The sequence below is a fragment of the Pseudomonas sp. SM4 genome, from assembly GCF_051913165.1.
GTDB lineage: Bacteria > Pseudomonadota > Gammaproteobacteria > Pseudomonadales > Pseudomonadaceae > Aquipseudomonas.
In genome coordinates this window covers 1-18,916 of the sequence record NZ_JBODOE010000008.1, presented here as the reverse complement: position 1 = coordinate 18,916, position 18,916 = coordinate 1, and the positions used below count along the sequence as shown (strand labels likewise).

Genomic DNA, 18,916 nt, shown 5'->3' with positions numbered 1-18,916 from the left:
GGAATGGGAAGAAACCCTGAACAAACGCCGCGCCATGTTCCGCGCCGTGGCCCTGGCCGAACAAACCCCGGACTGATCCCAACCCTCTGTGGGGGAGGGCTTGTGTGGTATGGGGATTTATCTTTGGTGTGGGATTCATTGTGGCGAGGGGATTTATCCCCGCTCGGCTGCGCAGCAGTCGTGAAACCATCGCACGCGGTTTACCTGATACACCGCGGTGATTGGTTTCGGGGCCGCTTCGCACCCCAACGGGGATAAATCCCCTCGCCACAGGTAAATGTCTCTCACCCCAGAAAATGAGCCATAAAAAAGCGGCGCCTGTGAGGGCGCCGCTTTTTATGCCCTGCAACAACCCCCTGTAGGAGCTGCCGCAGGCTGCGATCTTTTGCTCTACCGCTTAAAAATCCAACACCACCCCGACATTCACGCCCTGCTGGGTAAAGTCATCATCCTTGCGCAACGAATACCCGCCACGCAACGCCAGATCCGCCGTCAGCTTATGGCTCACGCCCAGACTCAACCGATTCAAATGGCTCTGCGGCGTATAACCCTCAAGTTTGAAGTCATTCGCCGGCAAGGTATTCAGCGCGATATTGACCTTCTGCACGTCATCCTCGTACTCGCGCTCATGCGCATACTCACCAAACACCTGAGTTTGCGGAGTGAAGTTGTACTTGCCCTGAATACCGACACCCAGACGTTTCGAATCGCGACTCTGATCATCGAAAGTCAGCGCGGTGGCGCGGTTGCTCTTCTCTGAATAACCATCGACATCGACGCTGGCGTAGTCGGCGCTGACGAACGGCGACAGATGCCATTCGCTGCCCGGCTGGGCAATGTCGTAACCGATGCGCGTGCTGAATGCCCATAGGCTGCCGTCGGTATCACCTTTCTCCGCACCCTCGCTGGCGCCCAGATCAAACTTGCGCTTGAGGTTGTCGTAGTCGAGTTTGCCACCGGTCAACGCGGCGTCGGCCCACCAGCGATTCTGCTGGAACTGGGCGAATGCGGTGGCCATGTAGCTGTTGAGCTTGTAGTCCGAATCGTTATGCCCGGCCTCCAGATTCTGACGGTAGAAACCACCCGCCACACCGACACGCCACGCTTCGTTGAGACGATAGCTGTCGCCGACGTTAAGGTTGTAACCGCTGCCGTCGGCACTGGCGCCGCTGCTTTGGCTGTCGACATCCAGATGCTGGCCGCCGGCGGAGACAATCGCCCGCCATTGGCCGACCGCTTGCCAGTTTTCCCAATCCGCTTGCCATTGGTTACGCAGTTCGTCCTGATGCGCGCGCACGGTGGCGTGGGCCATTTCCGGCAGCAGCGTCAGTTCCCACGGCGCCGCCAACAGCGAATAGGCGTAGTCGGAGATCAGTTTTTGTCCGGCTTCGGTCGGGTGCACGCCGTCGTTGTAAATCAGCTTGGTCGGATCCGGCGTTGCACTGTTGATGCCGTAACGGGCGTTTTCCGGGCAACCGCTGCCGCTGAAGCACGTCGCGGTGAGGTTCTGATCAGTGGCCAAGCCAAAACGCCCCGGATCGGCGAACACTTCCGACAGCAAAACCGGAATGTTCAGCGGAATAATTTCCGCGTTGATGCCTTGCAGGCGCGTGACCAACTGGCTGTTGAACTGCGCGGCGAGCTGGCTGCTGAACGCTTGCAGCGGTGTGCCGTTGATGGCTGGGGTCAGGCCGACGTCAGGCAGCAGCCAGACCATCACGTATTTGGCCCCGGCTGTTTGCAGCGCTTGCACGCTGTCAGCCAGGCGATCGGCGCCGGCGTTGGCTTGCGGCAGGCTGAGGATGCGACCTTGGAGGAAGTCGTTACCGCCACCGGAAATGTAATAGAGCGCATTCGGGTCGGCGCGGAAGCCGTTCGAGGGCAGATAGCCGGCGCGGGTGCGTTCGCCGGTGGCCGACTGCGTAGTGATCGAATCGAGAATCTGGTCGGTGCGATAACCGCCGACCGCCCAGTTGTTGCCGTCAGCCTGGCCATTCTCGGCACGCACGGCCGAGCTGGAGGAGGCGGTTTGATCGGGGGTGAAGCCGAGACGTGCGCCCAGCCGTTGGGTGGCGTTCAGATCACGGGATTCGCCGCTGCCGTCCAGATAGATCGGCCCGGTACGGTTGGTGTAGCGCTGGGTAGAACCGGCCGGGCCGCCGGTGTCCCTGAAGGTGCCGGCATCGTTGAGGCTGTCGCCAAACACCACGAAATTCGAGTAGGGATTGGGTGCGGCATTGGCCTGAGCACAAGCCAGTGCGAGCAGGCAACCAGCCAGCGGTACAAACAACGTCTGTTTGATCATGAGCAAGTCCGTTTATTTATTGTTGTAGGTGAACGAAACGACAGTACCAAAAACTTCCGGCCTTTTGCCATCAGTCGCGAACCCTCGCGCAGATTTAACCCCCATACGCCCGGCCATATTGCACGCTCCGCCCAGCTAAGTTACTGTGCCGGAACGTATGAACGAGACCTTCCCCGTGTTGATCACCAGCAAACTTCTGGATCAAGTCATCAAGGCACACGCCCGCTGGCGTTGGCGCGCCTGAATCTTTTCTGCCGGCCCCGCCGGATCTGTATCGCTTTGCCTTCCTTGCCTGTTTGAAATGCCGCTGTGCCGACGCATCTACCTGCGTCCGACATCGTGCAGCGCCCTGCGGGCAAGTCATCTGAAGGCTGTCTCCAAGTCAGAATTCAAGAGGTTCGAAACGCCATGTTGCTGATGATCGACAACTACGACTCCTTTACTTACAACGTTGTGCAATACCTCGGCGAACTGGGTGCCGACGTCAAAGTCGTGCGCAACGACGAATTGACCGTCGCCGAGATCGAAGCACTCAAGCCCGAGCGCATCGTCGTATCGCCAGGCCCGTGCACGCCGACCGAAGCCGGTATCTCCATCGAAGCGATCAAACACTTCGCCGGCAAACTGCCGATTCTGGGTGTCTGCCTCGGCCACCAATCCATCGGCCAGGCCTTTGGCGGTGATGTGGTGCGCGCGCGCCAAGTCATGCACGGTAAGACTAGCCCGGTATTCCACGAGGACAAGGGCGTTTTCCAAGGTCTGAATCATCCGTTGACTGTTACCCGCTACCACTCGCTGATCGTCAAGCACGATACGTTGCCCGATTGCCTGGAACTGACCGCGTGGACGCAACACGACGACGGTTCGGTCGACGAAATCATGGGCCTGCGTCACAAGACCCTGAACATTGAGGGCGTACAGTTCCACCCCGAGTCGATCCTCACCGAGCAGGGTCATGAACTGTTTGCCAACTTCCTCAAACAAACCGGCGGCACGCGCTAAGGACTTCCCATGAATATCAAGACAGCCCTGAGCCGTATCGTCGAGCACCTCGATCTCAGCACCGAAGAAATGCGCGATGTGATGCGCGAAATCATGACCGGCCAATGCACCGAGGCGCAGGTCGGCGCGTTCATGATGGCCATGCGCATGAAGAGCGAGAGCATCGACGAGATCGTCGGCGCCGTGTCAGTGATGCGTGAGCTGGCCGATCAGGTCGAACTGAAAACCCTCGACGGCGTGGTCGATGTGGTCGGCACCGGCGGTGACGGTGCAAACATCTTCAACGTGTCGACGGCTTCTTCCTTTGTTGTCGCGGCAGCCGGTTGCACCGTGGCCAAACACGGTAACCGTGCGGTCTCGGGTAAAAGCGGCAGCGCCGACTTGCTCGAAGCCGCCGGCATCTATCTGAACCTGACGCCGCTACAGGTTGCGCGTTGCATCGACAACGTCGGCATCGGTTTCATGTTCGCCCAGACTCACCACAAAGCCATGAAGTACGCCGCCGGCCCGCGCCGCGATCTCGGTCTGCGTACGCTGTTCAACATGCTCGGCCCGCTTACGAATCCGGCCGGTGTGAAACATCAGGTGGTGGGCGTGTTCACCCAGGCACTGTGCCGGCCATTGGCCGAAGTGTTGCAACGTCTGGGCAGCAAGCACGTGCTGGTGGTGCATTCGAAGGACGGTCTGGACGAGTTCAGTCTCGCCGCGCCGACTTTTGTTGCCGAGCTGAAGAACAACGAAATCACTGAATATTGGGTCGAGCCGGAAGACCTCGGCATGAAGAGCCAGAGCCTGCACGGTCTGTCGGTCGACGGCCCGGAAGCGTCGCTCGCGCTGATCCGCGATGCCCTCGGCAAGCGCAAGACCGAGAACGGCCAGAAAGCCGCCGAAATGATTGTGCTCAACGCCGGTGCTGCGCTGTACGCCGCCGACGTGGCGAGCAGTTTGAAACAAGGCGTGGAGCTTGCGCACGACGCCCTGCACACCGGCCTCGCTCGGGAGAAACTCGAGGAGCTGGGTGCCTTTACCGCGGTATTCAGAGTGGAGAATGAGGGATGAGTGTACCGACGGTTCTGGAAAACATTCTGGCCCGCAAAGTTCAGGAAGTTGCCGAGCGTAGCGCTCGCGTCAGCCTGAGCGAGCTGGAAAGTCTGGCCAAGGCGGCCGATGCACCCCGTGGTTTTGCCCAGGCATTGCTGGCGCAGGCAAAGAAGAAGCAGCCGGCGGTGATTGCTGAAATCAAAAAGGCTTCACCGAGCAAAGGCGTGATTCGCGAGGACTTCGTTCCGGCCGATATCGCCAAAAGCTACGAGAAGGGCGGGGCAACCTGTCTGTCCGTGCTGACCGATATCGATTATTTCCAGGGCGCCGATGCTTACCTGCAACAGGCGCGCGCCGCCTGCAAGCTGCCGGTGATTCGCAAGGACTTCATGATCGATCCTTACCAGATCGTCGAAGCCCGCGCGTTGGGCGCCGACTGTGTGCTGCTGATCGTCTCCGCGCTGGATGACGTGAAAATGGCCGAGCTGGCGGCGGTGGCCAAAAGTGTTGGCCTCGACGTGCTGGTGGAAGTTCACGACGGTGATGAACTGGAGCGCGCGTTGAAAACCCTCGATACGCCGCTGGTCGGCGTCAACAACCGCAACCTGCATACGTTTGATGTCAGCCTGGAAACCACCCTCGATCTGCTGCCGCGTATTCCGCGTGATCGTCTGGTGATTACCGAGAGCGGCATTCTCAACCGTGCCGATGTCGAGCTGATGGAAATCAGCGACGTGTATTCGTTCCTGGTCGGTGAAGCATTCATGCGCGCGGAAAATCCGGGCACTGAACTGCAGCGCCTGTTCTTCCCGGAGCGTGGCGTGCCGATCAGCGGTTCGACCCTCGACTGATATTCTTTCAGACCGAGTCGACGCCATCGTCGGAACGCCGCCCGGAGCAGGCTCACTCCTACAGTTGGAATGCGTTCCCCTTGTAGGAGTGAGCCTGCTCGCGAAGGGGCCATCGAAACCGCTGAAGATTCTTATGTTGCCGGAGCCTGTTATGTCGCTGCCAACCCCGCTGACCATCGAAGCCGGCCTCCAGGCCGAGCAAGACTTGCTGGCCTCGGTCTGCGCCGGCGACTCCGAATTCGGCCTTCTCTTCTGGCAACCCAGCGATCGCGCTTTGGTCATGCCACGCCGCCTCAATCGCCTCCCGGCTTTCGACCACGCCTGCGAAGTCTCCGCCGCTGCCGGCTGGCCAGTCCTGCTGCGTGAAACCGGCGGCGAGCCCGTCCCGCAATCCGCCGCCACCATCAACATCGCTTTGGTCTACGCACCACCGCGCAGCGAAGGCGACCTGAACCGCATCGAAACCGGCTACCACCGCCTCTGCGATCCGATCTGTCAGTTGCTCGATGAGTTGGGCGGCACGTCATCGTTAGGCGAAATCGACGGCGCATTCTGCGACGGCCGTTTCAACGTCAACCTCGACGGTCGCAAAATGGTCGGCACCGCTCAGCGCTGGCGCCAGAGTCAGGGCGGACAACGGCCGGTCGGTCTGGTGCATGGGGCGATGCTGATGGATGACGAGCGCGAATCGATGGTTGCAGCGGTCAATCGCTTCAATGAAGCGTGCGGCCTGGAGCAACGGGTGAGGGCGCAAAGCCACATCGCCCTGCATGAGAAATTCAACGCGCCACAGGCCTTGGCGCGTCTTGATGAGCTGTTTCGTTTGATGCTGGCGCAGATGTACGTTTAGCGCGTACCGAAAACCACCATGGTCTTGCCTTTCACATCGACCAGGTTGCGTTCCTCAAGATCCTTGAGCACGCGACCGACCATCTCCCGCGAACAACCGACAATCCGCCCGATTTCCTGACGGGTCACCTTGATCTGCATCCCGTCCGGGTGGGTCATCGCGTCTGGCTGTTTGCACAACTCCAGCAGGCAACGCGCTACGCGACCGGTCACGTCAAAGAACGCCAGGTCGCCGACCTTGCGCGTGGTGTTGCGCAGGCGTTGTGCGATTTGTCCGCTGAGGACGTAAAGAATGTCTGGATCCTGCTGCGATAATTCGCGGAACTTGGCGTAGCTGATTTCCGCTGTTTCGCATTCGACCTTGGCCCGCACCCAGGCACTGCGCTCCTGCTCCTGACCGGCTTGCTCGAACAGGCCCAACTCACCGAAGAAATCCCCGGCATTAAGGTAGGCGATGATCATTTCGCGGCCGTCGTCATCCTCGATCAAGATCGTCACCGAACCCTTGATGATGAAATACAACGTATCGGAACGATCGCCGGCACAAATGATGTTGCTCTTGGCCGCATGGCGACGGCGCTGACAATGCATCAACAGCTTGTCGAGGTTCTTGATTTTGGGTGTGGGGGTAATAGCAACCATGGTTGTATCCCGAAAAGACTGCACGGTGATGTTTGATTTTTTTATGAGGCGCTGAAGGCGGTCGCTGCACGGCTGGCATGGGCGCCAGCGAATTGGCGCCAGCTTAACAGACACTTCGTCGCAAATTCGAGAAATTACCTACACAGTTGGGGCATTCGTCCTAGGAACGCTGCTCGCGGTCAGGGCAATCCCCTGTGCTAAGCTGGCGACCCTTTTTTTACAGTGGAGTCTGGGCGATGAAGGCACGCATCCAATGGGCTGGCGAAGCCATGTTCCTCGGCGAATCCGGCAGCGGTCATGTCGTGGTCATGGACGGTCCGCCGGACGCCGGTGGTCGCAATCTGGGTGTTCGCCCGATGGAAATGCTCCTGCTCGGTGTGGGCGGTTGCAGCAATTTCGACGTGGTCAGCATTCTGAAGAAATCGCGTCAGGCCGTTGAAAGCTGCGAAGCCTTCCTCGAAGCCGAGCGCGCGACCGAAGATCCGAAGGTATTCACCAAGATTCACATGCATTTCGTGGTCAAGGGCCGTGGCTTGAAAGAAGCCCAGGTCAAACGCGCGATCGAGTTGTCCGCCGAGAAGTATTGCTCGGCTTCGATCATGCTCGGCGCCGCTGGCGTGGCCATCACTCACGATTATGAAATCGTCGAACTCGGTTGAACCGACATTCAACTATCATAAAAGCAGTGCAGACTCTGGCGATCCCCCGCTGACGTCTGCATAATGCGCCACTTTTTTCAGGGCAGTGATCGGTCAGCCGACGGGTCATCCGCCTGAACAGATAACCAAAATCGCCATCGCGAAGAGGTGTTAACCGTCCTACGCAGGTGCGTTGTTCGCACTTGACGGGCATGCTTGATCACGCGGCTGCGCCGCATACATAGAGAGTTTTTAACGGTGAAAAGCAAACTCAAGCTCCACGGGTTCAATAACCTGACAAAGACCTTGAGCTTCAACATCTATGACATCTGCTACGCGGAAACCCCGCAAGACCAGCAGGCTTACGTCGAGTACATCAATCAAGAGTACAACGCGAAACGCCTGACGCAGATTCTCACAGAAGTTGTCGAGATCATTGGTGCCAACATCCTGAACATTGCCAGTCAGGACTATGAACCTCAGGGCGCCAGCGTCACGATTCTGATTTCTGAAGAGCCGGTAACCCCGACTGAAAGCCAGATTGAAGAATCGCCGGGCCCGTTGCCCGAAATTATCCTGGCCCACCTCGACAAGAGCCACATCACGGTGCACACCTACCCGGAAATCCATCCGGACGACGGTATTGCAACGTTCCGTGTGGACATCGACGTGTCGACTTGTGGTGTCATCTCACCGCTGAAAGCGCTCAATTTCCTCATTCACCAGTTCGATTCGGACATCGTGACTGTGGATTATCGTGTGCGCGGCTTCACTCGTGACGTTGAAGGCAACAAGCACTTCATCGACCACGAGATCAATTCGATCCAGAACTACCTCTCCGAAGACACTCGCGACGCGTACCAGATGACCGACGTGAACGTGTACCAGGAGAACCTGTTCCACACCAAAATGCTGCTGAAGAACTTCGAACTGGATAACTACCTGTTCGGCGACGCCACCAGCAGCCTGTCCTCCGAGCAGCGTGCTCAAGTGACCGACCGGGTGAAACACGAAATGCTCGAAATCTTCTACGCGCGCAACATGCCGACCTAAGATTCACGCACACAAAAAAAGGCGACTGTCTCAGGACAGTCGCCTTTTTTTATTGTTGAAACAAAGACCCCTGTGGGAGCTGGCTTGCCAGCGATGGGGCCCTGTCCGGCAATACACTTCTCAAATCCGATAAGTACTCTTGGTCATCACCTTAGCCAGAATACTCATCCCGAACTTCACCGGCGCCGGAAAACGGAAACCGCCAGCCTCCAGTGCACTCTCCGCATGATGCTCTTCATCAATGCGCATCTGCTCCAGAATCGCCCGGGACTTCTCATCCTCCGCGGGCAATTGCTCCAGGTGTTCATTCAGATGCTTGCACACCTGATGCTCGGTCGCCGCAACAAAACCCAGGCTGACCTTGTCGCTGATCAACCCGGCCACCGCGCCAATCCCGAAGGACATGCCATAAAACAGTGGGTTGAGCACACTGGTATGGCTGCCCAACTGGTGAATGCGCTGTTCGCACCAGACCAGATGATCAATCTCTTCTTCGGCGGCGTGCTCCATGGCTTCGCGCACTTGCGGCAGCTTGGCGGTCAGCGCCTGCCCCTGATACAGCGCCTGGGCGCAGACTTCACCGGTGTGGTTGATGCGCATCAAGCCGGCGACGTGGCGGGTGTCTTCATCGCTCATTTGCGTATCCGGCTGCAGAATGGCTGGCGACGGACGGTACGGCTGGCCACTGAAGGGCAGCAGGGTACGCATCGCGGCATCGGCTTGCAGCAGAAGACGGTCAATCGGCGAGTAGTGACGTTGGGTAGTCATGCTGACCTCCGGGAAGAATCTCGGCGACCAGTTTAACCGAATCGGCCGGGGAAGGTTTGCGCTGGGTCATGCCGCGCTGGATCTGCGTTATGTAGGAGCTGCCGAAGGCTGCGATCTTTTGATCCTGGTGTTAATTCTCTAAAGATCAAAAGATCGCAGCCTTCGGCAGCTCCTACAGATGACAAAGCGCAGGCCTGGTCGGTGAATCTTAGCCCGGTGGCCAGTTCATCTGGCGCTGTCCGAGGACGTGCATATGAATGTGATAGACGGTCTGCCCACCTTTTTCATTGCAGTTCATCACCACGCGGAAACCTTCCTCGCAACCCAGCTCCAGCGCCAGACGCTGCGCAGTGAACAGAATGTGCCCGGCCAGTGCCTTGTCGTCTTCGGTCAGGTCATTGAGGGTGCGCACCGGTTTCTTCGGGATCACCAGGAAATGCACCGGTGCCTGAGGGGCGATGTCGTGGAACGCCAGAACCTGGTCGTCTTCGTAAATGATCTTGGCCGGTATTTCCCGGTTGATGATCTTGGTGAACAGAGTATCCACTGCTGTTTTCTCCGTTGTTTGAGCTGAATCGAGTGTACCGCGTTGAATCCGGATTCTTTAGCGCGGGCAATAGGCTTTATTGACCATGCCGACAATGGTGCGATTAAGCCAGCGCGAACCGAGTCGCGGCAAAAAGGCAAACCAGCGGTTGCGGCGCCCCGGGATGATGATTGCTCGGTTCTTATCGAGCGCGCGCACGGTGTACAGCGCGACTTCCTCGGGGCTCATCAGTAATTTGCTGTCTTTTAGTTTGTCGCTGTTCAGTTGCGCTGTGCGGAAAAATGCCGTGCGCGTCGGGCCAGGGCAGAGCACCGAAACCTTCACGGCACTTTGTTTGAGCTCAACCCGCAAGGCTTCGGAGAAGTGCAGAACATAGGCCTTGCTGGCGTAGTAAGTGCTCATCCACGGGCCGGGATTGAATGCGGCCACCGACGCAACGTTGAGAATCTGCCCGCCACCCTGCAGCGCCATGCTGTTGCCGATCGCGTGGCACAGGCGGGTGAGGGCGAGGATGTTCACTTCGATCAGGTCTTGCTCGGTCATCCAGTCCTGCGCGAGAAACGGGCCGCAGGTGCCGATACCCGCGCAGTTCACCAGCAGGTCAATCTGCCGGTCGCCTTCTTCCAGCTCCAGCAAAAAGCCGGACAAGCGCAGCGGCTCGCCCAGATCGCAGGCGCGAAACAGTACTTCGACGCCGAAGCGTTGGGTCAACTCGATCGCAATACTTTCCAGCTGATCACGCTGTCGAGCCACCAGAATCAGACTGCGGCCGCGCCGGGCCAGCGCTTCGGCCATGGCCAGGCCTATGCCGCTGGAAGCGCCAGTGATCAGAGCGTAACGGGTCATGCAATTCTCCATCGCAACAGCTCCGCGCCGGCGACGCGGGTGTCACGGCGGGGAGCGCTGTTCATTCTTTCGCAGAGTCTACAGGGGCCTGCGCCGCTTCGGCTGCCTCGTCGGCGGAATTTGCTGCCGGCTCGACTTCGACGTCGATTTCATCGGTGGTCACCGAGCCGCTTTCGTAGCTGCTTTCCAGGTTGCTTTCATATTCCTGCTGGACGGCGGAGAAGCCGCCGAGGATGCCACCAGCAAAGATCAACGCGATGAACACGACCCACAACGAGCAGAGCACCTTGACCGCCGTGCTGTTGGGCGGAGGCGGCGGGCCATATTGATTGGCGCCGGTATTGCCCGGCACCACCATGATCACGAAAGGGAAGAAGCTGCCCACGAACGGGACAATGTTCAGCAGCCAGAGCCAGCCCGACCAGCCGATATCGTGCAAGCGTTGAACGCTGAACAGGATGCTGACAATGAAGAAGCCGAGGAACAGGAAGAAGGCAAGGATGCCGCCAATGATCAGGCCCGTGGTCGACTCACCGCTGACCAGCCCCAGAGCGATCAGGGCGAAGATGCCGACAATCGGCAATGTCACCAGGCTGAGCACCATTGTCCACGCCAGAAAACGCAATCGGCCGATGCGGCCTTCGACACTGAACGGCTTGAGCACGGCGAATGCCGGCAGGCTTTCGCCGACATTGGCCCGCGGCGGCGCGTAGGGAGATTGCGGCTCAGTGGTGGCAGGGCTGTGCTCGTGGACGTCCGCCAGGTTGAGCTCGATGGTGGTTTCGGGTTCAAGCCGGGCGTCGATGCCGGTTTTGCTCAGCGCCTGCAGGTAAGCCTGCGCATCACTGTGAGTCAGGTCGCGTTTGAGTGCGACGGCGCGGCCACTGAACAGACGCTCAATGGCGGCGACATCGCTTTTGAACAGGTCGGCCAAATTGAGTTTGGCGGTGGTGATATCGACACCGGGCTGCAGAGCACCGTTGAAAACGATCTTGTAACGGGGTTCGCTCATGGCCGAGGCATCCTTGTCGCGAGTAAATTGAAAGGTCGTCAGTGTAAGGCCAGTCCACGAACGACTGGCCTGATTTTTTCAGCGTGGCCAGCGTTGTGGCAACTGCGCGGCGCGCTCCTGGGCCTGGCGATACTCGGCGTCGAGGCGCGCAATCAGTTGATCCACGCTCGGCAAGTCATCAATCTGCCCGACGCCCTGACCGGCCGACCACACGGTCTTCCAGGCTTTGGCTTCGTCACTGATGGGTTTGAGCTTGTCGCCGAAGTTCACTTCGCCCTTGCCTTGCAGTGCAGCCATGTCGAAACCCGCCGCTTCCAGGCTCTGGCGCATGAAACTGGCCGGAACGCCCGACACCGCTGGAGTATGAATGATGTCCGCAGCCTTGGCTGTCAGCAGCATGTCCTTGTAGGCGTCAGGCGCATGGCTTTCAGTGGTGCCGATAAATCGCGTACCGAAGTAGGCCAAATCCGCACCGAGCAGCTGTGCGGCGAGAATCTCATGGCCATGGTTCAAACATCCTGCAAGCAACAGCGTCTTGTCGAAGAACTCACGGATCTCGGCAATCAGCGCAAACGGGCTCCAGGTACCGGCATGGCCCCCGGCGCCGGCGGCGACTGCGATCAAACCATCGACCCCAGCCTCGGCCGCTTTCTCGGCGTGTCGGCGCGTGGTCACGTCATGGAAGACCAGTCCACCATAGCTGTGCACCGCATCGACCAGCTCCTTCACCGCGCCGAGGCTGGTGATGACGATCGGCACTTTGTGTTCGACGCAAATGTTCAGGTCCGCCTGCAAGCGTGGGTTGCTGTTGTGCACGATCAGGTTCACCGCGTAGGGCGCCGGGTTGTCCAGTGTCGCAAGGCCCGCTTCGATCTGTTCCAGCCAGGCCTTGAAGCCACTGCTTTCGCGCTGGTTCAAGGCCGGAAAACTGCCGACCACGCCATTGCGGCAGCAGGCGAGCACCAACTCAGGGTTGGAAATCAGAAACATCGGCGCCGCCACTACGGGCAGACGCAGACGTTGTTCGAGCAAAGCGGGTAGCGACATGATGAATACCCCAAAGATCTGTTCTTGTTGAAGTTAGAACGGCTTGACCACGACCAGAATTACGATAGCCAGCAATATCAGAACCGGCACTTCATTGAACCAGCGATAAAAGACATGGCTGCGGGTGTTTTCGCCACGGGCAAAACGTTTTACCTGCGCGCCGCAGATGTGGTGGTAGCCGATCAGCAGTACGACCAGAGTCAGTTTGGCGTGGATCCAGCCGCCCATGCTGAAGATGCTCGGGTTGAGATAGATCAGCCAGCCGCCGAAGATCAGCGTGGCGATCATCGCCGGGCCCATGATGCCGCGATACAGCTTGCGCTCCATGACACTGAAGCGTTCTTTGCTGATCGTGTCTTCGCTCTGCGCGTGATAAACGAACAGTCGCGGCAGGTAAAACAGCCCGGCAAACCAGCAAACGATGCTGACGATGTGAAAAGCTTTGATCCATAGATAGAGCATTTTTAGTTATTCCAGGTTCACGGTAAGCCCGGATAGTAGAGGCTTGAGCGTCCGCACGTCACCTTGACGGTTGTCGCAGGGCCGCGCGGCCCCTATTATCGACGGCTTTCCAGTGGGTTCTTTGAGGGCAGGTTATGGTCAAGGTCGGTATCGTCGGCGGCACGGGTTACACCGGTGTCGAACTGCTGCGTCTGTTGGCGCAGCATCCGCAGGCAGAAGTGGTTGTGATCACTTCCCGATCCGAGGCCGGTCTGGCCGTGGCTGACATGTACCCGAACCTGCGCGGTCACTACGACGGCCTGGCCTTCAGCGTGCCGGACATCAAGACCCTGGGTGCTTGCGATGTGGTGTTCTTCGCCACGCCGCACGGTGTTGCTCACGCATTGGCCGGCGAGCTGTTGGCTGCGGGGACCAAGGTGATTGACCTGTCGGCGGACTTCCGTCTGCAAGACGCGGAAGAATGGGCCAAGTGGTACGGCCAGCCGCACGGCGCGCCAGAATTGCTGGATGAAGCGGTGTACGGTCTGCCGGAAGTCAATCGCGAGCAGATCAAAAAAGCTCGCCTGATCGCCGTGCCGGGTTGCTATCCGACCGCGACGCAGCTGGGTTTCCTGCCGCTGCTGGAAGCGGGTCTGGCCGATACTTCGCGTCTGATCGCTGACTGTAAATCCGGCGTCAGCGGTGCCGGTCGTGGCGCGGCGGTAGGTTCGCTGTATTCCGAAACGTCGGAAAGCATGAAGGCCTACGCAGTGAAAGGTCACCGTCACCTGCCGGAAATTCGCCAGGGCCTGCGTCGTGCCGCGGGCAAGGATGTGGGGCTGACCTTCGTTCCGCACCTGACGCCGATGATTCGTGGCATTCACTCCACGCTCTACGCGACCGTGGTTGATCGTTCGGTGGATCTGCAGGCGCTGTTCGAAAAGCGTTATGCCAATGAGCCATTCGTTGATGTGATGCCCGCCGGTAGCCATCCGGAAACCCGTAGCGTGCGTGGCGCGAACGTTTGCCGCATCGCCGTGCACCGTCCACAGGATGGCGATCTGGTGGTGGTGTTGTCGGTGATCGACAACCTGGTCAAAGGCGCGTCGGGTCAGGCAGTACAGAACATGAATATTCTGTTCGGGCTGGACGAGCGCTTCGGCCTGTCCCATGCCGGTATGCTGCCGTAACACTTTAAGCCGCACAGCAAAAAGGCCCGTCAAACGGGCCTTTTTGCATTCTGAACAGCTCATCGGGTTTATTGATATACCGTAACAATAGTTGACCGATTTTCTAGGAGAAGCGGATAATGCGCGTCATCACGCATTATGGCGGCGTAACGCCGGGAGATAGTCAGCATGAGCGTCGAATCCTTCACCCCCACGGCTTTGCAATTCACCCACGGTGCCGCGCACAAGGTGAAGAGCCTGGTCGATGAAGAGGGGAATGATCGCTTGAAGCTGCGCGTATTTGTTACGGGCGGCGGTTGTTCAGGGTTTCAATACGGTTTCACCTTCGATGAAGATGTGGCCGAGGACGACACCATCGTCGAGCGCGAAGGCGTGAGTCTGGTGGTTGATCCGATGAGCTTCCAGTACCTGGCCGGTGCTGAAGTGGATTACCAGGAAGGTCTGGAAGGGTCGCGTTTCGTGATCAAGAACCCGAATGCCACCACGACCTGTGGTTGTGGGTCTTCGTTCTCGATCTGACGCTTCTTCGTTTCAGATAACAAAACGCCGCAGAGCCTTACGGTTCTGCGGCGTTTTGCTGTGTGCGATTTAATCAGGCCGGGTAGATGGCGCCCAGGACACGAAGACCGCGTGCGCCGGTGACGCTTGGGCGGTTGGCGGCGATGCCTTCGAGGCAGCAATGGGCCAGCCAGGCGAATGCCATGGCTTCGACCCAGTCTGGATCGACGCCATGGGTCGCGGTGCTGGCTACCGTTGTCTCGGGAAGCAGGTCGGCCAGCCGTTTCATCAGTGCGCTGTTGTGCGCGCCACCACCGCAGACCAACAGTTCTTGGGTATCGGATTGAGCGCTTTGCAGCGACTCGACGATGGTCAGCGCAGTCAGCTCAAGCAGTGTGGCCTGCACGTTTTCCGCCGCGAAGGCTGGTAGTCGTGACAGGTGTTGTTCCAGCCACGGCAGGTTGAACACTTCGCGGCCGGTACTCTTCGGGCCTTTAGTAATGAAGAACGGATCGCTGAGCAGTGCTTCCAGCAATGTCGGCTCAACAGAGCCTGATTTTGCCCAGTCGCCATTGCGATCGTAGTTTTCCCCCCGTTGCTGCTGAATCCATGCGTCCATCAGAACATTCCCAGGGCCGCAGTCGAAACCGGCTACAGGCTTGGTCGGCTCAATCAGACTCAGATTGCTGAAACCGCCGACATTCAAGACTGCCTGGTTACCGGTACGCTCTTCGAACAAAGCTTCATGGAAGGCTGGAACCAGCGGCGCACCTTGGCCGCCGGCAGCGACATCACGGCTGCGGAAGTCGCTGACTACAGTAATGCCGGTCAACTCAGTCAGCAGGGCAGGGTTGCCGATCTGCACGGTAAAACCGCGTGCCGGTTCGTGGCGAATGGTCTGGCCATGGCTGCCGATCGCACGAATGGCTGCAGGTTTGAGCTGCTGCTGATCGAGGAGGGTATGAATGCCTTGCGCGGCGAGCTTCACCCAGTGTTGCTGGGCAATCGCCGAGCGGGCGATTTCATCGGGGCCGCTGGCGCACAAGCCAAGCAGCTCGCCGCGCAGGGACGCAGGCATGGGAATGTAGTGCGTGGCGATCAGCTTGATCGCCGAAGTCTGTTCGATCAGGGCAATGTCCAGACCGTCGAGGCTGGTTCCGGACATCACACCGATATAAAGGGCCATGGCTTAACGCTTGCTCGATGCCAGCATGGTGGCCTTCTCTTGATCCATGCGCGCCATCAGCGGTTGGCTCTGCGCGAGGAAGCGAGCACGTTCGGCTTTGGCGATCGGATCGGCCATTGGCAGCTTCTGACCCAGTGGATCGACGTGAACGCCGTTGACCTGGAACTCATAGTGCAAATGCGGGCCAGTAGACAGGCCCGTAGTGCCGATGTAGCCGATGACCTGGCCCTGCTTGACGGTACCGCCGGTTTTCACGCCCTTAGCGAAGCCTTGCATGTGGCCGTAAAGAGTACGGTAAGTGTTGCCATGCTGAATGATCACGGTGTTGCCATAGCCGCCACGGCGGCCGGCCAGCAGTACTTTACCGTCGCCGGCAGCCTTGATCGGCGTGCCGCGTGGCGCTGCGTAGTCGACACCTTTATGGGCGCGGATCTTGTTGAGGATCGGATGTTTGCGGCCCATGGAGAACTTCGAGCTGATGCGGGCGAAGTCCACCGGCGTACGGATGAACGCCTTGCGCATGCTGTTGCCATCAGCGGTGTAGTAGCTGCTGTTGCCTTGTTTGTTGGTGTAACGCACGGCGGTGTAAGTCTTGCCGCGGTTGGTGAAGCGTGCAGACAGGATCGGGCCAGTGCCGACGGCTTTGCCGTTGACCACTTTCTGCTCGTAGATCACGTCGAATTCATCGCCTTGGCGGATGTCTTGAGCGAAGTCGACGTCGTAGCCAAATACGCTGGCCATGTCCATGGTCATGCTGTGGGAGAGGCCTGCGCGGGCGGCGGACTGAGACAGCGAGCTGTTGATCACGCCATGTACGTAAGCGGTGCGTACGGTTGGTTTTGCGGTAACCCGGTTAAATGCATAACCCTTGGCATTCTTGGTCAGGGTAATGGTTTCGACGTCGCTGACTTTGCTGTGCAGGCTGGTCAGTTGGCCTTCCGGGTTCAATTCGAATTCGAGTTTCTGGCCGTGTTTGAGTTGGCTGAACTGTTTGGCTTGTTTATCGCTGGCCAGTACTTCATGCACGGAGGCGGCGGGCAGGCCGACTTTTTCGAATAGCGTGGACAGTGTATCGCCCTTGGCGACGACAACTTCGCGATGGCCGGGCGCTTTTGCTTTTTCTGCAGCAGGCGCTGGTACAGGTGCGGTTTCAGCGGTTTGCGGGGTGTTTTCGTCGCTATTTTCGATCTGCGCAAATGGTGAAGCGACCGGCTCATTTGTGGCTTGAACCGCGTCAGCAGCGTCTTGATCTTGTGTCAGTTGTTCAGCAGGACTTTCCAGTTCAAGGCTCAGGGTCGTCTTTTTGGCTTCAACATCACTGGAAGGGAATACCAGGAGTGCCAGGCTGAGAAGGGCGGCGATCCCACTTGCGGCGAGCAGGTGGGTCTTCGGGTAAAGCGGAGGCGCTTTAGACGGTTCTGTGGTCATAGGTAATTTTGACTTTGAAAAATGATGAATTGGAAAAGATGAATGACATGATGAAGATGAAATAACTGTATAAAATATAACCAAATCATCTCTGAAGCAAGTCTACAGACAGCGCGTTTGTGGATTGGTGTCCGTGCGCCGGGCAAAACTTGTAATTGGTGCACGATCTTGTATGGTTGGTTCCCTTTGAATCTGAGCCTTGCGGGTCTGTTATGAAGTCGGTTGAAGAGCAGCTAGCGCTGATAAAACGTGGTGCGGAAGAACTATTGGTCGAGTCCGAGCTGATCGAGAAGCTCAAGCGCGGCCAACCGCTGCGTATCAAGGCTGGTTTCGATCCGACCGCACCGGATCTGCACTTGGGTCACACCGTGCTTATTAATAAGCTGCGCCAGTTCCAGGAACTGGGGCATCAAGTGATCTTCCTTATAGGTGACTTCACCGGGATGATCGGTGATCCGAGCGGCAAGAGTGCCACGCGCCCTCCGCTGACTCGTGAGCAGGTTCTAGAGAACGCCGAGACTTACAAGACTCAGGTTTTCAAAATTCTTGATCCGGCGAAAACCGAAGTTGCGTTCAACTCTACCTGGATGGATCAGATGGGGCCGGCGGACTTCATTCGCCTGACTTCGCAATACACCGTCGCACGCATGCTTGAGCGCGATGACTTCGACAAGCGCTACACCACCAATCAGCCGATCGCTATTCACGAGTTCCTCTATCCACTGGTTCAGGGTTATGACTCGGTGGCTTTGCGTGCGGACGTTGAGCTGGGCGGCACCGATCAGAAGTTCAACTTGCTGATGGGGCGTGAGTTGCAGCGTGGTTATGGCCAGGAAGCGCAGTGCATTCTGACAATGCCGCTGCTTGAAGGTCTGGATGGCGTGAAGAAGATGTCCAAGTCTTTGGGCAACTACGTCGGTATTCAGGAAGCGCCGGGTGTCATGTACAGCAAGCTGGTTTCGATTCCGGATGCATTGATGTGGCGCTACTTCGAGCTGCTCAGCTTCCGTTCGATGGATGAGATCAATGCGTTACGTGCAGACGTAGAGGCGGGTGCCAATCCGCGTGACGTTAAAATCAAGCTGGCCGAAGAGATCGTTGCGCGCTTCCATGGTGAGGAGGCTGCGGCCAATGCTCATCGCGCTGCGGGCAATCGCATGAAAGATGGCGAGCTGCCGGATGATCTGCCAGAGATCGAGCTGGCTTCTGCTGAAGACATGCCGATTGCAGCCGTCCTTAATAAGGCGGGTCTGGTGAAGAACTCGGCGGCGGCGCGCGACCTGCTGGCTTCCGGTGGTGTGCGTGTTGATGGTGAGGTGGTTGATCGTTCCTTTATACATGTACTGGGCGCTACCCACGTTTGCCAGGCCGGCAAGAAGGCGTTTGCACGTATTACGCTGAAATCCGAGTAAAACTGAAAATAGGGGTTGACGGCGAATTTTAGATGTCTATAATTCGCCCCACTTCCGGCGCAGTCGAAACGGAAAACTCCTTTAGATTCAATGAGTTATGTAGGTTTCGGCAGCAAGTGCTTCAGTTCATCGAAGCCAGAAAGAAGTTGAAAAAGAGGTG

At 58.2% G+C, this 18,916-nt stretch carries 19 protein-coding genes; 9 read left to right on the top strand and 10 right to left on the bottom strand.

Going from position 1 to position 18,916, the window contains the following annotated elements:
• Positions 1-397 precede the first annotated feature (397 nt).
• The gene (estP, locus tag ACQ4MY_RS16205) at positions 398-2,305 is read right to left on the bottom strand and encodes an esterase EstP (protein ID WP_440095809.1); all 1,908 of its coding nucleotides are present in this window, start codon (positions 2,303-2,305) and stop codon (positions 398-400) included.
• A gap of 408 nt (positions 2,306-2,713) precedes the next feature.
• Between estP and ACQ4MY_RS16200 the strand changes: the two genes are divergently transcribed.
• The 4 genes from ACQ4MY_RS16200 (at position 2,714) to ACQ4MY_RS16185 (ending at position 6,049) form a co-directional block, all read left to right on the top strand.
• Positions 2,714-3,307 (top strand): aminodeoxychorismate/anthranilate synthase component II, encoded by a 594-nt coding sequence (locus tag ACQ4MY_RS16200; protein WP_158832541.1) that lies wholly within the window; start codon positions 2,714-2,716, stop codon positions 3,305-3,307.
• Positions 3,308-3,316: 9 nt separating this feature from the next.
• The gene (trpD, locus tag ACQ4MY_RS16195) at positions 3,317-4,366 is read left to right on the top strand and encodes an anthranilate phosphoribosyltransferase (RefSeq protein WP_440095808.1); all 1,050 of its coding nucleotides are present in this window, start codon (positions 3,317-3,319) and stop codon (positions 4,364-4,366) included.
• Positions 4,363-5,199, top strand: a complete 837-nt coding sequence (gene trpC / locus ACQ4MY_RS16190) for an indole-3-glycerol phosphate synthase TrpC (RefSeq protein WP_440095807.1) — start codon at positions 4,363-4,365, stop codon at positions 5,197-5,199. The genes trpD and trpC overlap by 4 nt, the downstream gene beginning before the upstream one ends.
• A 151-nt stretch (positions 5,200-5,350) precedes the next feature.
• Entirely contained in the window at positions 5,351-6,049 is a 699-nt protein-coding gene (locus ACQ4MY_RS16185) for a lipoate--protein ligase family protein (RefSeq protein WP_053124362.1), read from the top strand.
• On the opposite strand, the gene crp is transcribed toward ACQ4MY_RS16185, so the two are convergent.
• Positions 6,046-6,690 (bottom strand): cAMP-activated global transcriptional regulator CRP, encoded by a 645-nt coding sequence (crp, locus tag ACQ4MY_RS16180; RefSeq protein WP_008088598.1) that lies wholly within the window; start codon positions 6,688-6,690, stop codon positions 6,046-6,048. The two genes, ACQ4MY_RS16185 and crp, sit on opposite strands and share 4 nt — an antisense overlap.
• Positions 6,691-6,926: 236 nt before the next feature.
• Between crp and ACQ4MY_RS16175 the strand changes: the two genes are divergently transcribed.
• Both ACQ4MY_RS16175 and speD read left to right on the top strand, forming a co-directional pair.
• The gene (locus tag ACQ4MY_RS16175) at positions 6,927-7,349 is read left to right on the top strand and encodes an OsmC family protein (protein WP_003228794.1); all 423 of its coding nucleotides are present in this window, start codon (positions 6,927-6,929) and stop codon (positions 7,347-7,349) included.
• A gap of 237 nt (positions 7,350-7,586) precedes the next feature.
• On the top strand, positions 7,587-8,381 hold the full coding sequence (gene speD, locus ACQ4MY_RS16170) for an adenosylmethionine decarboxylase (RefSeq protein WP_158832549.1): 795 nt from the start codon (positions 7,587-7,589) through the stop codon (positions 8,379-8,381).
• A gap of 120 nt (positions 8,382-8,501) precedes the next feature.
• On the opposite strand, the gene coq7 is transcribed toward speD, so the two are convergent.
• The 6 genes from coq7 to hemJ all read right to left on the bottom strand — a co-directional run bounded on the left by coq7 (position 8,502) and on the right by hemJ (position 13,063).
• Positions 8,502-9,149 (bottom strand): 2-polyprenyl-3-methyl-6-methoxy-1,4-benzoquinone monooxygenase, encoded by a 648-nt coding sequence (coq7, locus tag ACQ4MY_RS16165; RefSeq protein ID WP_008077993.1) that lies wholly within the window; start codon positions 9,147-9,149, stop codon positions 8,502-8,504.
• A 208-nt stretch (positions 9,150-9,357) separates the two neighbouring features.
• Positions 9,358-9,696, bottom strand: a complete 339-nt coding sequence (locus tag ACQ4MY_RS16160) for a histidine triad nucleotide-binding protein (protein ID WP_003228789.1) — start codon at positions 9,694-9,696, stop codon at positions 9,358-9,360.
• 57 nt (positions 9,697-9,753) lie between these two features.
• Positions 9,754-10,542 carry an SDR family NAD(P)-dependent oxidoreductase gene (locus tag ACQ4MY_RS16155; RefSeq protein WP_034155108.1) on the bottom strand — a complete coding sequence of 263 codons (789 nt, stop codon included), beginning with the start codon at positions 10,540-10,542 and terminating at the stop codon, positions 9,754-9,756.
• A 61-nt stretch (positions 10,543-10,603) separates the two neighbouring features.
• Complete coding sequence (locus ACQ4MY_RS16150; protein ID WP_008077995.1) at positions 10,604-11,554, bottom strand: DUF805 domain-containing protein; 951 nt, start codon at positions 11,552-11,554, stop codon at positions 10,604-10,606.
• 78 nt (positions 11,555-11,632) lie between these two features.
• Positions 11,633-12,601, bottom strand: a complete 969-nt coding sequence (locus ACQ4MY_RS16145) for an NAD(P)H-dependent flavin oxidoreductase (RefSeq protein WP_008077996.1) — start codon at positions 12,599-12,601, stop codon at positions 11,633-11,635.
• A gap of 33 nt (positions 12,602-12,634) precedes the next feature.
• Positions 12,635-13,063, bottom strand: a complete 429-nt coding sequence (gene hemJ, locus ACQ4MY_RS16140) for a protoporphyrinogen oxidase HemJ (RefSeq protein WP_008077997.1) — start codon at positions 13,061-13,063, stop codon at positions 12,635-12,637.
• Between the two features lie 134 nt (positions 13,064-13,197).
• Here hemJ and argC point away from each other — a divergent pair, with 134 nt between their 5' ends.
• Both argC and erpA read left to right on the top strand, forming a co-directional pair.
• A complete protein-coding gene (argC, locus tag ACQ4MY_RS16135) occupies positions 13,198-14,232 on the top strand; it encodes an N-acetyl-gamma-glutamyl-phosphate reductase (protein WP_034155112.1) in 1,035 nt (344 codons plus the stop codon).
• 168 nt (positions 14,233-14,400) lie between these two features.
• Positions 14,401-14,751 carry an iron-sulfur cluster insertion protein ErpA gene (gene erpA / locus ACQ4MY_RS16130; RefSeq protein WP_008077999.1) on the top strand — a complete coding sequence of 117 codons (351 nt, stop codon included), beginning with the start codon at positions 14,401-14,403 and terminating at the stop codon, positions 14,749-14,751.
• Between the two features lie 73 nt (positions 14,752-14,824).
• On the opposite strand, the gene ACQ4MY_RS16125 is transcribed toward erpA, so the two are convergent.
• Together ACQ4MY_RS16125 and ACQ4MY_RS16120 are read right to left on the bottom strand one after the other, a co-directional pair.
• A complete protein-coding gene (locus ACQ4MY_RS16125) occupies positions 14,825-15,916 on the bottom strand; it encodes an anhydro-N-acetylmuramic acid kinase (RefSeq protein ID WP_440095805.1) in 1,092 nt (363 codons plus the stop codon).
• 3 nt (positions 15,917-15,919) lie between these two features.
• Entirely contained in the window at positions 15,920-17,344 is a 1,425-nt protein-coding gene (locus ACQ4MY_RS16120) for a peptidoglycan DD-metalloendopeptidase family protein (RefSeq protein ID WP_158832559.1), read from the bottom strand.
• Between the two features lie 212 nt (positions 17,345-17,556).
• Here ACQ4MY_RS16120 and tyrS point away from each other — a divergent pair, with 212 nt between their 5' ends.
• Positions 17,557-18,756 (top strand): tyrosine--tRNA ligase, encoded by a 1,200-nt coding sequence (tyrS, locus tag ACQ4MY_RS16115; RefSeq protein WP_440095803.1) that lies wholly within the window; start codon positions 17,557-17,559, stop codon positions 18,754-18,756.
• Positions 18,757-18,916: the final 160 nt, after the last annotated feature.

What these genes read in the sequence shown, in the direction of transcription:
- estP (WP_440095809.1), bottom strand. Translation starts at nt 2,305, where the DNA reads ATGATCAAACAGACGTTGTTTGTACCGCTGGCTGGTTGCCTGCTCGCA.
- ACQ4MY_RS16200 (WP_158832541.1), top strand. Translation starts at nt 2,714, where the DNA reads ATGTTGCTGATGATCGACAACTACGACTCCTTTACTTACAACGTTGTG.
- trpD (WP_440095808.1), top strand. Translation starts at nt 3,317, where the DNA reads ATGAATATCAAGACAGCCCTGAGCCGTATCGTCGAGCACCTCGATCTC.
- trpC (WP_440095807.1), top strand. Translation starts at nt 4,363, where the DNA reads ATGAGTGTACCGACGGTTCTGGAAAACATTCTGGCCCGCAAAGTTCAG.
- ACQ4MY_RS16185 (WP_053124362.1), top strand. Translation starts at nt 5,351, where the DNA reads ATGTCGCTGCCAACCCCGCTGACCATCGAAGCCGGCCTCCAGGCCGAG.
- crp (WP_008088598.1), bottom strand. Translation starts at nt 6,690, where the DNA reads ATGGTTGCTATTACCCCCACACCCAAAATCAAGAACCTCGACAAGCTG.
- ACQ4MY_RS16175 (WP_003228794.1), top strand. Translation starts at nt 6,927, where the DNA reads ATGAAGGCACGCATCCAATGGGCTGGCGAAGCCATGTTCCTCGGCGAA.
- coq7 (WP_008077993.1), bottom strand. Translation starts at nt 9,149, where the DNA reads ATGACTACCCAACGTCACTACTCGCCGATTGACCGTCTTCTGCTGCAA.
- ACQ4MY_RS16155 (WP_034155108.1), bottom strand. Translation starts at nt 10,542, where the DNA reads ATGACCCGTTACGCTCTGATCACTGGCGCTTCCAGCGGCATAGGCCTG.
- ACQ4MY_RS16150 (WP_008077995.1), bottom strand. Translation starts at nt 11,554, where the DNA reads ATGAGCGAACCCCGTTACAAGATCGTTTTCAACGGTGCTCTGCAGCCC.
- ACQ4MY_RS16145 (WP_008077996.1), bottom strand. Translation starts at nt 12,601, where the DNA reads ATGTCGCTACCCGCTTTGCTCGAACAACGTCTGCGTCTGCCCGTAGTG.
- hemJ (WP_008077997.1), bottom strand. Translation starts at nt 13,063, where the DNA reads ATGCTCTATCTATGGATCAAAGCTTTTCACATCGTCAGCATCGTTTGC.
- argC (WP_034155112.1), top strand. Translation starts at nt 13,198, where the DNA reads ATGGTCAAGGTCGGTATCGTCGGCGGCACGGGTTACACCGGTGTCGAA.
- erpA (WP_008077999.1), top strand. Translation starts at nt 14,401, where the DNA reads ATGAGCGTCGAATCCTTCACCCCCACGGCTTTGCAATTCACCCACGGT.
- ACQ4MY_RS16125 (WP_440095805.1), bottom strand. Translation starts at nt 15,916, where the DNA reads ATGGCCCTTTATATCGGTGTGATGTCCGGAACCAGCCTCGACGGTCTG.
- ACQ4MY_RS16120 (WP_158832559.1), bottom strand. Translation starts at nt 17,344, where the DNA reads ATGACCACAGAACCGTCTAAAGCGCCTCCGCTTTACCCGAAGACCCAC.
- tyrS (WP_440095803.1), top strand. Translation starts at nt 17,557, where the DNA reads ATGAAGTCGGTTGAAGAGCAGCTAGCGCTGATAAAACGTGGTGCGGAA.